Raw genomic sequence first — 12,652 nt, 5'->3', positions numbered from 1 at the left:
CGGCGCTTTGAATGCTTTTATCGTATGTCATGAATCAATTTTAAGTATATTTAAATCTGGTGAGGTTAATGGAATAAAATTTACCAAAGTCGAAGATTATTGATGGGGTTATTTTAATGAAATGCAAAGGAGTAAATTGGTGAAAAATTTATTTCAAAAAACTAATTATTGCATTTTAAGAGCTGGGAAATTAATTGAAAAAATATGAGCAGCAATATTATTTTTTAAGAAAGGCAAAAGAAAATGAAAGCCTTCCTTCCCTATGTCCTGATGATAACACCTCAGATAAAAACTATGATTTCGAAGAGTTTCCAGCCGCTGCCTCCCCGTTCTTTTTTTTAAATGCGGGAAGAGAGTATGGTGAAAAAAGAAATATTCCATCTACGCAAAGGATTCCGTCCATATTGTTTGATGGAACGAATTTACTTGTGAGTAGTAGCATGCGGGAGGCACTTCTTGAGCTGGATATTCCACATCTTCATATGCATCCATCGGTTTACATTCATGACGACGGAAAATGGCATGAGGATTATTGGTACATGACATTTGTGCAAAGATTCGATTGTTGGAGTAGGGGAGAATCCGAATATGATAATGAGGATGAACCTATACAGCTTGGTGGATTTGATCTTTTTGAAGTTTATAAATTTCACTTTGATGAAAAGCTGTTGAATTCGATACCTCTATCTCAGCGCTTGCTTTTTAAGATGGGCGGTGCGGTGAATGCTTTTATTGTTTGCCATGAGTCAATTTTGAAAATATTTAAATCAGGAGATGGCGATGGTGTAAGATTTGTAAAGGTGGAAGATTATTAATTCATGGAGTAATAAATTCAGGGGGCGAGCATGGAAACCAAGATCAATCTATACGGCCAGGTAGATTAATTGGCTATAAAAAGTCGAAAGCTATATTTTCATGATGGGAAGGTAATGTGAAGAAATATGAACAGCAATATTACTTTTTGAGAGTTGCAGATGATGAAAGGATTCCTTCAGTTTCTGCGGATGATGACACGTCAGATAAAAATTATGATTTCGAGGAATTTCCAATCGGCTCGCCTCCTTTTATGTTTTTTAACGCCGGGAGAGAATATAACGAAAAGAATGGGATTCCATTATTGAAAAATGTTCCGGCCATATTGTTTGATGGAACGAATTTGCTTGTGCCTGGCAGTATGAGAGAGGCACTTCTTGAGCTGAATATTCCCCATCTTCATATGCATCCTTCAGTTTATATCCACGATGATGGGCAGTGGCACGAAGACTATTGGTATATGACCTTTGTAGAAAGATTGGATTGTTGGAGCAGGGAGAAATCTGATTATGAAGATGAAATTGAATCCATACGACTGGGTGGATTTGAATTTTTTCTAGTTTATAAATTTTGTTTTGATGAGGAGTTGTTGAACTCGATGCCGCAATCCGAGCGTCTGCTGTTCAAAATGGGTGGAGCATTAAATGCTCTTATTGTATGCCATGAATCTATATTGGATATATTTAAATTGGGCGATGTGCATGGCATCAAATTCATAAAAGTTGAAGATTATTGATGCTCGGCGAGGAGCGTATGTTGCGGTTGTCCGGAGAGCTGAAAGTTCGAGTGGCATATTGGATGTGATAAAGAGTATTCCTAATAAGGCAGCTCTCGCAAGAATTGCTGAAAATTCCCATTTTGAATTTTCAGGCTTGCGATGGGTGGATTCAGTAAGAAATGAAATAATAAAAAGACATATGAGGTGCATGGTCAAAAAGAAGCGAAACTAAAACAAGTGAAATATAAATTGCAAAAGATCGACGATTCCAATTTTAAAATAGGGAAATGCAATGAAGAAATATGAACAGCAATATTATTTTTTAAGTGAGATGGAAGATGAACGAGTTCCTTCACTGTCTCCAGATGATAATACATCTGATAGAAATTATAATTTTGAAGAGTTTCCAATCGGCTCTCCTCCATTTGTATTCTTTAATGGCGGAAGGGAATATAATGAAAAGCGAGGCATTCCATTGTTGAAAAAAGTACCATCCATATTGTTTAGCGGGACGGATTTGCTTGTAACCAGCAGCATGCGGGAGGAACTTCTTGAACTTGATATTCCGCATCTTCATATGCATCCATCGGTTTATATTCATGATGATGGACAATGGCATGAAGATTACTGGTATATGACTTTTACGGAAAGATTCGATTGTTGGAGCAGGGTTAAATCTAATTATTTCAAAGATGCCGGACCTGTAAGTCTGGGTGGATTTGAGCTTTATGAGGTATTTGACTTCTGTTTTGATGAAGAGTTGTTGAATTCAATTCCGCAATCCAAGCGTTTGCTGTTCAAAATGGGCGGCGCTTTGAATGCTTTTATCGTATGTCATGAATCAATTTTGAATATATTTAAATCCGGTAAAGTCAATGGAATAGAATTTACCAAAGTCGAGGATTATTGATTTTTGTTGCAGGTAGGACTCATGAGTCCTGGTTGTTACCAGAGCTAAAAATTCTGCTGGGCGCGTGCTTTGGCCACAGCTTTGAACCAATGATTGCTGCAGTCCCGATTTCAATCGAATCACTCTTGCTATAACGAAATTTCTAGGGTGTAATGGCTTTGATAAAAGTGCTTATTTACTAATTTTGTGCGGGAAGCCGCGTGATGGAGTTTCCGGATGTCGATGTCCTTGCCCGCCAGTTTCACGCAAGCCAGCAGATTGCTACAGCTGACCACGCCTCTCGGCGCCGACCGCCTGCTGGCCGAATGCGTGCGCGGCGAGGAAGGCTTGAGCACGGGCTTCGTGTTCCAGATCGCGGCCTTGTCGACGGACGCCGCCATTTCCTTGCGCACCCTGATCGGCCAGCCGGCCTTGCTGCAATTGCTGACCTCAACCAGCGCCGACGCGCTGCGCCCGTTCCACGGCCATATCACCGCCGTTGAACTGGTCGGCGCGAACGGCGGCATGGCGCGCTATCACCTGACCCTGGAACCCTGGAGCGCGTTTCTTGCCCACGGCCGCGACAGCCGCGTGTTCCAGGACATGACGGTCTTCGACATCCTCGACGCGCTGTTTGCCGCCTATCAGGCGCAGGGCAAACTGGCGCCGGCCTGGCGTTTCGATATTCTCGACCGCGCGGCATACCCGAAGCGCAGCCTGAGTACCCAGTACCAGGAAAGCGACTGGGCTTACGCGCAGCGCCTGATGCACGAGGAAGGGCTGTTTTATTACTATGAACACGGCGGCGATCCCGGCAGCCCCAGCCTGGGCAGCCACTGCCTGGTGATCGCGGACCATAACGGCGCGTTCAAGCCGAATGCCCAGAGCAGCATCGATTTCACGCAGCCGGGCGCCGTCATGAAGGTCGACAGCATCGACCGCTGGCGCACCGAATTGCGCCAGCAGACCAATGCCATCGAAATGGGCAGCTGGGATTACCGCTCGCTCGACCAGCGTGTCGCCAGCGCGGCGGCAGAGGCGGGCGGGGCGCAGGGCGTGGAGCTGCTCAGCCGCGACGCGCCCGGCGCCTATGCCTACGCTTCGCGCGAGCAGGGCCAGCGCATCGCGCGCAACCAGTTGCAGGCGCTCGAAGCGGGGAAGGAGATCCACGTGGCGGCCGGTACAGTGCGTACCTTGTCGCCGGGCACCACGTTTGTCCTGCAGGGACAGCCGGTGTTCGACCAGGCCGGCGGTGACGACGAACGCACTTTCCTGGTCGTGCGCACGGTCCACTTGATGCACAACAACTTGAGCGCGGATTTGCAGTCATCCATCGTGCAAACGCTCAAGACGGGTTTGCTCGATGCGGCCATCCGCAAGGAGCAAGCGGGCAGCCTGCACCGTATGCCGGCGCTGTTGGACGCCATTGCCGAGCGGCCCCTGTATCGCAACCGCATCGATGCCATCCGCAGCAATATTGCTTATCGCGCCAGCGGCAAGGACCAGCATGGCCATTTGGTGCATCCGCGCCCGACCGTGCATGGCCAGCAGACGGCTGTCGTGGTGGGGCCGGCCGGCGCCGTGATTCACACAGACCGCGACCACCGCATCAAGGTGCAATTTCACTGGCAGCGCGGCGTCATGAGCCACAGCCGCCTTGACCATCCGCAAGGCGGAGGGCATACGGGCGCGCCGGGCGACGACAGTGCCGGCACCTGGGTGCGCGTCGCTTCCACCATGGCGCCGGTGGCGGGCGCCAACTGGGGCGGCCATGCACTACCGCGCATCGGCCAGGAAGTATTGATCGATTTTCTGGAAGGCAATATCGACCGGCCGGTCGTCATCGGCGCCGTCTACAACGGCCAGGGCACGGCCGATGCACAGAATAACCGCGTGAGCCATGGCGCGGGACCGGCCACCGGCAACGCGCCAGCCTGGTTTCCCGGCGAGGCGGGCGCGCATGCCCATCCGGCCGCGTTGTCCGGCATCAAGAGCCAGGCCATGCAGTCCAGCCAGCAGGGCGGCGCGGCGTACAGCCAGCTGGTGTTCGATGACAGCCCCGGCCAGCCGCGCGTGGCCCTGCAGCGCCATGCCGGCGCACACCAGGGCACTGCCGAGCTGAACCTGGGACATTTGCGCCATCAGACGGACAACCAGCGGCTGGCCGCCGCCGGCTTCGGCGCCGAACTGAAAACCGGGCACAGCGCCGCGCTGCGCGCAGGGCAGGGGATGCTGTTGTCGACCGACGGGCGCAGCAACGCCAGCGGCACGCAGATGGATAGCAAGGAGGCGACGGACCAGATCGAACAGAGCCTGGCCCTGCTGACTTCGCTTGCGGAAACGGCGCAAAAGCACAATGCGGGGCTGAAAGGTGGCCAAGGGCAGGCTGAAGCGGCGCCCGACACCTTGCCGGCGCTGAAGCAATTGGCGCACAGCATAGAAATGCTCAAGGGCACGGCGGGCACGGGCGACGGCCAGGCAACGGCCTATGGCGCGCCGCAGCTGCAATTGTCCAGTCCGGCTGGCATCGCCGCCACCACGCCGCTCAATGCGCTCTTTGCCGCCGGCAATACCAGCAGCATCGCGGCAGGGCAGGACATCAATTTCGGCGCGCAAGGCAACCATTTTCATGCGATCAGTTCCGGCATCAGTCTGTTTACCTACGGCAAGGCCAGCAAGGCCGACAAACCGAACCAGGAAACCGGCATCCGCCTGCACGCCGCCAGCGGCAAGGTCAGCAGCCAGAGCCAGTCCGATGAAACAAAATTAACCGCAGACAAGGCCGTGACCGTGGCCAGCGTCAGCAAGAGCGTCAACATCAGCGGCAAGCAGCATGTGCTGCTGACGGTGCAGGGCGCCTACATCAAGCTCGAAGGCGGCAATATCGAGATTCATGGACCCGGCAAGATGGAATTCAAGGCCGGCATGAAGGAGTTGACTGGGCCGGCGAGCGCCAGTCCTGCACCGATTGCCTTGCCGATAGGACAATTGAAAGGCTGTGCACTGAAACTTCTCGATGCCACGCAGGCGGGAGCGGCCAGTGTCAAACGATAAAGCGCCATCGCCAGCACTGTCTCCTGCCGCGGTATCGACGGCGCGCGCCGATGAAGTGCTCTACAACGTGGCCCGCGGCTATGACAGGACCGTCGTCCTGATCGACCAGTTCATCGACAATCCCCTGCGCGAGGCGATTGCGGCCCTGTCGCCGCCCGCGGCCAGCTTGCTGCTCGATGACCCGATCTTCGAGGATGACCTGCAGCGCGCGCCGATGCTGCTCGCCTTGTCCAACCAGCTGCCCGAGCACTATGCACTGGTCGAGCACAGCCTGAAGCTGGCGCAAGAGCAGCATGCCGAACCGGGCGGGGTGCCCGGCATTTGTGCCTGGCTATTTAGCAATGCGCCCCTGGAGCGCCTGCGCAGCGCCATGCTGGCGCGCCTGAATCTGCGCTATCCGTCCGGCGAAGCCGTCTACCTGCGCTATTTCGACCCGCGCGTCATGCCGCATCTGGCAAGACTGTTGCCGCCGTCTGACGCGGCAGGCCGGCCGGGGCGCAGCAGTTTTGCGGATCTGCTTGGTCCTGTGGAGACCTGGTGCCAGCTCGATCGCGAGGGGCAGCTGATCCTGCATGGCCATGCGCAGCCATTGTCGGCAGTACAAGACGTTCCCCTGCGCATCGATGAACCAACCAGGCAGGCGATGGATCGCATTGAGCAGATCAATCTGGTATTGCGCATCCTTTGCGCAAGGCAAACGCCAATCGGCGCCGGCATCGACGCGCAGATCGACCGCTATCTTGTCGACAGCGCAAGCGCGGGTCTGGCGCAGGCGGACGACCAGATCGCCTATGCCTGGCGCGCCGTCGAACACGGCCAGGCCTTCACCTTGCACCCCGCCCTCGGGGAACTGATGCGGATGGCAAGCACGCAAGGCTTGCCACTGGATATCGTATTGAACGCCCGTCTGCATTCCCTAGGCTGATGCCCAGCAGAATGACCGCGTGCCGCCCACCCAACAGGAAGAGCAATGAAAGACTGTAAATTTTGCGATAAGAACGGCTTGTTCATTTTGCCGCTGCGCTATGCGGCAGTGGTCGGCGAGGGCGCGGCCAGTCAGGTCTCCGCCTTGCCCGGCAAGCTGGGCGACAAGGTCAGGCACATCAAGCTGGAGAACGCCGGCTATGCGCCGCGCCTGCTGCGCTCGGGATTCTTGTACGTGCTGATCAAGCGCGCCGGACTGCTGTACTGGGAAGGTTATTTTGCCGACGACGACGCGTTTCTGTCCAAATTTTCCGTCGATACGCCACCCTCGGCGGCAGTGAATTTTTCCTGTGACCGCACCACCTGCGGCATCAATGCCAGCATGATCGCGATCGACAAGATCGAGTTTGTCGAAAAAATCTACCTGTTGTTTACGCCAACTGCCATGACGCAAAACAGGCTCGACGCGTATGCGGCCAATGCCGACGCCAGAGCTGAAAAGGGACAGATGCAGGTTTTCCTGCCGAAGGAATGGGCTGCAGGCAGTACCGAGCAGCCGCACAGCCTGAAACCTGAAGAGCTGGGCAAGTATGTTCCCGAAGCCGTACTCGCCAGACAGTATCAGAATGCCTGGAAGAGCCCCTTGGGGAAGAATCTCATGCAGCAGCTCTACATGGGAAGTTACGATGCTTATGTAGGCATGGCAAATCTTCCACTGGCGACGCCGGGCGGGCGGATGGGGACGCTGGAAGAGAAAATGGTGGCGACGAAGGCGGCAGCATTTGTTCTATTTGACCCGATCGGCATTACGCAGGAATTGAATGATTTCCGTAATGCCGCCCTGCAGCCGCTTGAAAATTTTCTCGATAGCGAGGACAAGGAAAAAGTCAGCAATCGGCGGAAGATGGACGTCATGGTCGGCATTGATGATATCAAGGACTGTGTCATCAAATATGGCGTGGAAATCAGAAAGAAAAATCTCGATGACATGGATTCGAGGGCACTTCCGGACATTAATAAGAATAATGCCGAAATGCTCAGGAAATTGAACCGTGTAAAAGAAGCTGAAATAATCGAAGAGAGAATGAGGAAAATTGCTGACGCGCGTGAGAAAAGGCGCGAGCAGATCCTTGCGACAAGTGAGCAGGACGCACGCGCAAACTTCGAGAAGAAATATGAGTCGCTGATCTCTGTCGCGGAAATCGATTTGCTGCGCAAGACGCTGGATAAATTGTCGCAGGAAGCCGAGGCAAGATCGAGGAAGAGAACTGCCGATCATGTCAAGTGGGTAACCTCCACGGAGTTGGTTGAGGCATTTGATAGTTATGACGAGGAAAATATCGGTAGCGGATTTTGCTTTACTTTTGAATATTCCCGGTGTGTGTTTGGCATGTTTTCCGGCAAGGAAAATGCACCTGTTCTTAAAAATTGGATGAATGTGAGTTCAATTGAAAGAAAAAATTTGTACATGCGGTCAAATTTCTACAACCATAAGTCTTTGTATGACCTTGCGGAAAAGGCCTTTAAAGATGCTAAAGAACAAGTTGATGCTGCAGGGGATATTTCAAAAGTACAGGCGGCACCATGGTTAAAAGCCGGAAAGGGCCTGATTGACTCCTTTAAGAAAATTGATTCCGCATGGGATGAATGGTTGCGTGATGGCGGAGTCCTTAAAATTCACAACAAGGATCCAACGGCCAAGACGGATAAGCCGATAGTAAATTTATCAAAGTACCATCGAACTGCGGAAGGGATGGCATTTGCAAAAATCTCGGAGTGGACGCAAGCAATGTTCACTAAAAGCGGGAAGTTGGACAAGGCAATTTCCAGCATCGTCGGCGTATTGCTGTATTCAAAATTGGCGGATCTTGCTGAAAAAATAAGCTTCGATGAATTGATGCTTCCTCTGAAGAAAAAAAATATTGAAGAATTAAGAGAAAAAACAAAGAAATATTCTGAAGCGCTGAAATCGGAAAATGAAAAAAACAAATTAGAGCAAGGAATCGAAAAGAAAGCTGAGCGCATGGCGCGAACAGAGGCGACCAAAACTGCTCGAGCAGATGCGGCAAAAGTGGAAGGGAGCATACAAAATTTGATAGGGGATGAGCAGGAAAAGGTAAAAAGAAAGGTGAAGATTGCATTGGACGAACTGGACGTGGGTAAAAGGCCCGAGACCAATAATTTTCGCCATGCTCGCATTGGTGTTCTTTTGATGTCAATTGAAAGCCTTTCCCTGGCAACCAAATTGCCTCATTTTAACGATTCAGGCAGACTAAAGTCTGAGGTGATAGCCTCAATATTGTCACTGAGCAGTATATCTTTTGATCTGGTTTATGCTGTTACAAAATCTATAAGGGAAATATCCCCTTATAGTAAAATTAGCGGAATAAACAAGGCGGCAGATGTTATTCGCGGTGGATTTAAAATGGCTGCCGGGTTACTTGGGGCTCTTTCTGGTTTTATGATAGTTTGCTTGGATATTGATTCGGCTTATGATGAAATCAAGAAAGAGCGATCTGATGGAATTTTAGTGGGGATTTATACTAGCCGAGCTGTCTTTGGTGCCATTAACATGGGTTTAGGCTTGACCGCTGCATTGTCCTACTGTGCTCCTTTATTGACACGATTGGCAGGATCTCAGCTGGCGAAAAATTTCAGTTTTTCTTTAAAGGCAATAAATTATTTTGGTGGATTGGCAACAAGCTTGATAGGTGGAAGAACTATTTTATTGATAAGATTGGCTCGATTTAATCTGATTGGTCTCGGGATAACTGTTGTTGAAGTCGGATATCGGGTATGGATCATGGATGATGAATTGGAGAATTGGTTTCAAGCGTGTACTTTTAGAAAAAGAAGAGGATGGCTTTCTGAAAAACCATTTACTAATGTTGAGCAGGAGTTAATGGAATTACAGAAAGCTTTTAAGGCAATTAAATCATGAATTTCGAGGTGAATGTGGCAGAGGAGAAAAATGAAAGTATGTTTTCCAATGACGCTTTTTTCACAGTGGAAGGACGAATAACAGATATTCAAATTGCTGCAACAACTATAAATTTACTCAGAAAAATAGAAAAAAATATTGAGGCAAAAAACCTTGCAGGGGGTGTCGCTGCCGCTATCAATGGCATGCCTGGAACATTGGCAACTTCAGCCATGCTAAGTTTGTACGATGGCGAAGATGTGCATAGTTTTGCCGGACTTGTCAATGGCGAAGTCGTGTGTGGAACTTTTGTCGATGCGGACAAGATCCGGGATGGCGATGTCGTCAAATTGGTCGTGACAAGAAGGGGTGATGTCCTGCACGTACATAGTTTGCTACGTATTGAGGATAGCTTGTTATTGATGCCCCTGAATGCGTATTGCGGAGAACGCGCCTTTTTTTGGAGTTGCATGAGATTCGCAAGAAACATGACGCTATTTGTTTGGTTTGTTTTGTTTTCCGGATTTTTCTTGTTTGTCGATGTGTCGCTGGAAAGAAAGGAGGATTTGATTACGGCATGTGGTGCGATATTACTGATGCCCCCGATTTTCTGTTTCCCTTTCGAGTATTGGACATATAAGACCATGCGTGACTATTCAATATATGCTGAGAAAATATTCGTCGCTTATGGATTTCCAAGGCCGGAAATATTTGATGCGCGTCGCGGAATTACTTTTTTTGAGAGTGATGGCAATAAATTTTTTGCGACTAATTATGAACTGGCGCTGAAAAAACACAAGTCGAAGTACAATATGGCACCTGCCTGATTATTTGAGCGGCAAATTTGCAAATTCCTCTTGCGGGTTTTATTGCATTTTTGAGCCGAAATGAATTGTTGCACACCAAATAGAGGTGCATCCTCACCTTGTCTACGTGGTGAAATCGCAGAAAACATCAAAATAGATTCAGTCGTAATTATCAGGGTGCGTATGATGGCCGCAAAGAGTAATAAACATGCTTCTTCCGAGGAAGCTTTTTTTACTATGGAAGGAAAAATCACAGAATTTCATGTAGCTGCAACAAGTGTAAATTTGCTCAGTAAAATTGAAAACAGTCTTGCGGAAAAGAATTTGGCAGCTGGTATCGCCGCCGCAATCAATGGCATGCCGGGGGCGTTGGCAAATGCAGCCATGCTAAGTTTTTACGATGGCGAAGATATGTTCAATTTTGCCGGGTTGGTTAACGGGAAAGTAGTCTGTGGGGTTTTTAGCGACGCTGACAAGATCAAGGATGGCGATTTTATTAAATTGGTAGTCACAAAGAAAATGGATGTGCTGTACGTGCATAGTTTGCTCCGTATTGACGATAGCTTGTTGCTAATGCCTCTGAATACCTATTGCGGGGAGCGTGCCTTTTTTTGGAATTGCATGAAATTTGCGCGGAATATGATATTGTTTATGTGGATTATGGCTTTTGCTGCACTTTTTTCATATGTTGATGTATCTGTAGAAAACAAAGAATATTTAATTGTGGCATGTGGAATTATATTCTTTGTTCCTTTGATTTTTTGGTTTCCTTTCGAATATTGGACATTCAGAACCATGCGTGACTATTCAATATGCGCGACAGAAATTTTCGCTGCCCATGGTTTTCCAAGGCCAAGTGACTTTGATATGCGCGCTGGCGCTACTTTATTCAAGGATCACAACTATGGTTTTATTGGATACAGTTGTGAATTGGCCTTGAAAAAACACAGGTCGAAATACAAAATTCAATCTGCTTGATAATTTCCTCGATACATTTCCGTTACTTTCTAAGTTGGATCTGAGTCGCTTCCTCCCCGAAATTGATGGCATTGTTGTAAAGATATTGCCAGTTCAGCGATCGAGAAAATCATATGCATGAATTCTCCTATAAGTTGGTCAGCGGTGTTGTTGAGGAGTTAAGAACTTCCGACATGCATGTGAATTATTTGAAGAGTGCCGAATCGTTCAAAAAAATGTCCGGTTTGGCGGCGGTCGTTCAGGCTGCCACCGGCGAATCAGGCGCTGTTCACAGTGCGCAGGCGGCCACAAGTGACGGAGATCCTGTCACAGGCTTCAGCATGAGCGTGGGCGGCAAGTGGGTTAGCGGGAGTTTTTGGGAAGTTGATTTTAGAGACGGAGATGAGGTTCAGGTTGTGGGATATGAAAAAGGCAATGAGTTTATCGCTGTCGCAGTCGTTGATGTAAAGGAGGAAAAAATGTGGATGCAGCCACATTGTGAACGTGGAACAATTGCCAAAAAATATCATCTATTAAAGTGTTGTGGCTATGCTTTTATTGCATTATATGTTTTAGCAATTTTGGCGGCACTTTTTGGTGGAATTCCGGTATTGTTCATGTTAGTTTGCGCTACTTTTAGTACTCCAATTATTCTATTTCTAACCGTTGGCTTAAGTTGGAAAGATTTCATGGAGTTATCAAAGGAAATGAATAGAGTGGGGAAGGCACTAGGAATCGCTGAGCCGGAAAAAATTGATCTTTTTAAAAGTACGAGAAAATACAGAAAGTCAGGAAAGCCAGCTTTGCCGATGGGTGTGTATTATCTTTAAGCGCGATGGCGCTACTCTATAGAGATATTTCCAGATGCCATAGATCTTGATGTAAATTTCATCCATCGGTCAGTTCAGCCGACCGGATGCTTGTGCTTGCATGCCATCTTTTCGATGAGCAACAGGAGTCGATCGCCTACCGGTTGATCGATGAATGGTCAACCGATACGCCGCGCCTCTCCATCAAATTTTGAAGATGGATATCTGATGTAGAGCAGGAATGACGAATGGGTGAACCGGTTTCAAGCATGAAAATGGAGGAAAAGATGAGAGTAGCTTGGCGAATAGCCGTTTGATTCTGTTGAAAAATTAATGCAATTGCAGAGGGCATTAAAGACGGTTCAACCATAATTGTTAGGAAGCGCATGGTGGCTGAAGAGAATAATGAAAATACATCTTCCGACAAGGTTTTTTTTCATAGTGGAAGGGAAAACTCACAGAATTTCATATGGGTGCAACAAATGTAAATTTACTTGGTAAAATACAAAATTCAATCTGCCTGATAATTTCCTCGATACATTTCCGTTACTTTCCAAGTTGGATCTGAGTCGCTTCTTCCCCGAAATTGATGGCATTGCTGTAAAGATATTGCCAGTTCAGCGATCGAGAAAATCATATGCATGAATTCTCCTATAAGTTGGTCAGCGGTGTTGTTGAGGAGTTAAGTGACGGTTTAAAAACTTCATAGCAACTTTCAGGTCAAAGCATCTTTGATGTTTTGGAGTGATTGACGATGTGGAC

At 48.7% G+C, this 12,652-nt stretch carries 10 protein-coding genes; 9 read left to right on the top strand and 1 reads right to left on the bottom strand.

What is annotated here, in order from left to right; genetic code table 11:
* The first annotated feature begins 194 nt into the window (after positions 1–194).
* The 9 genes from AC07X6_RS28205 (at position 195) to AC07X6_RS28165 (ending at position 11,911) form a co-directional block, all read left to right on the top strand.
* Complete coding sequence (locus tag AC07X6_RS28205) at positions 195–815, top strand: imm11 family protein (protein WP_230538336.1); 621 nt, start codon at positions 195–197, stop codon at positions 813–815.
* Between the two features lie 116 nt (positions 816–931).
* Positions 932–1,549, top strand: a complete 618-nt coding sequence (locus tag AC07X6_RS28200) for an imm11 family protein (RefSeq protein ID WP_494793175.1) — start codon at positions 932–934, stop codon at positions 1,547–1,549.
* 274 nt (positions 1,550–1,823) lie between these two features.
* Positions 1,824–2,441: an imm11 family protein gene (locus tag AC07X6_RS28195; protein ID WP_494793174.1), complete on the top strand. Its 618-nt coding sequence runs from the start codon at positions 1,824–1,826 to the stop codon at positions 2,439–2,441.
* Between the two features lie 216 nt (positions 2,442–2,657).
* A complete protein-coding gene (locus AC07X6_RS28190; RefSeq protein ID WP_494793173.1) occupies positions 2,658–5,474 on the top strand; it encodes a type VI secretion system Vgr family protein in 2,817 nt (938 codons plus the stop codon).
* Positions 5,461–6,399 (top strand): DUF4123 domain-containing protein, encoded by a 939-nt coding sequence (locus AC07X6_RS28185; RefSeq protein ID WP_494793172.1) that lies wholly within the window; start codon positions 5,461–5,463, stop codon positions 6,397–6,399. The genes AC07X6_RS28190 and AC07X6_RS28185 overlap by 14 nt, the downstream gene beginning before the upstream one ends.
* Positions 6,400–6,444: 45 nt before the next feature.
* Entirely contained in the window at positions 6,445–9,339 is a 2,895-nt protein-coding gene (locus AC07X6_RS28180; RefSeq protein ID WP_494793171.1) for a T6SS effector BTH_I2691 family protein, read from the top strand.
* Entirely contained in the window at positions 9,336–10,145 is an 810-nt protein-coding gene (locus AC07X6_RS28175; RefSeq protein WP_494793170.1) for a hypothetical protein, read from the top strand. Before AC07X6_RS28180 ends, AC07X6_RS28175 begins: the two co-directional genes overlap by 4 nt.
* A gap of 162 nt (positions 10,146–10,307) precedes the next feature.
* A complete protein-coding gene (locus AC07X6_RS28170; RefSeq protein WP_494793169.1) occupies positions 10,308–11,102 on the top strand; it encodes a hypothetical protein in 795 nt (264 codons plus the stop codon).
* Between the two features lie 113 nt (positions 11,103–11,215).
* Complete coding sequence (locus tag AC07X6_RS28165; protein ID WP_494793168.1) at positions 11,216–11,911, top strand: putative type VI secretion system effector; 696 nt, start codon at positions 11,216–11,218, stop codon at positions 11,909–11,911.
* A gap of 136 nt (positions 11,912–12,047) precedes the next feature.
* Here the strand turns inward: AC07X6_RS28165 and AC07X6_RS28160 are convergent, their stop codons facing one another.
* Entirely contained in the window at positions 12,048–12,317 is a 270-nt protein-coding gene (locus AC07X6_RS28160; protein ID WP_494793167.1) for a hypothetical protein, read from the bottom strand.
* Positions 12,318–12,652: the final 335 nt, after the last annotated feature.

This window comes from Janthinobacterium sp. GW460-12-1-14-LB5 (assembly GCF_059423585.1).
This window is presented reverse-complemented; position numbering and strand designations above follow the sequence as displayed.

Coding starts and splice junctions, on each gene's coding strand:
- AC07X6_RS28195 (WP_494793174.1), top strand. CDS start 1,824: ATGAAGAAATATGAACAGCAATATTATTTTTTAAGTGAGATGGAAGAT.
- AC07X6_RS28190 (WP_494793173.1), top strand. CDS start 2,658: ATGTCGATGTCCTTGCCCGCCAGTTTCACGCAAGCCAGCAGATTGCTA.
- AC07X6_RS28180 (WP_494793171.1), top strand. CDS start 6,445: ATGAAAGACTGTAAATTTTGCGATAAGAACGGCTTGTTCATTTTGCCG.
- AC07X6_RS28175 (WP_494793170.1), top strand. CDS start 9,336: ATGAATTTCGAGGTGAATGTGGCAGAGGAGAAAAATGAAAGTATGTTT.
- AC07X6_RS28170 (WP_494793169.1), top strand. CDS start 10,308: ATGATGGCCGCAAAGAGTAATAAACATGCTTCTTCCGAGGAAGCTTTT.
- AC07X6_RS28165 (WP_494793168.1), top strand. CDS start 11,216: ATGCATGAATTCTCCTATAAGTTGGTCAGCGGTGTTGTTGAGGAGTTA.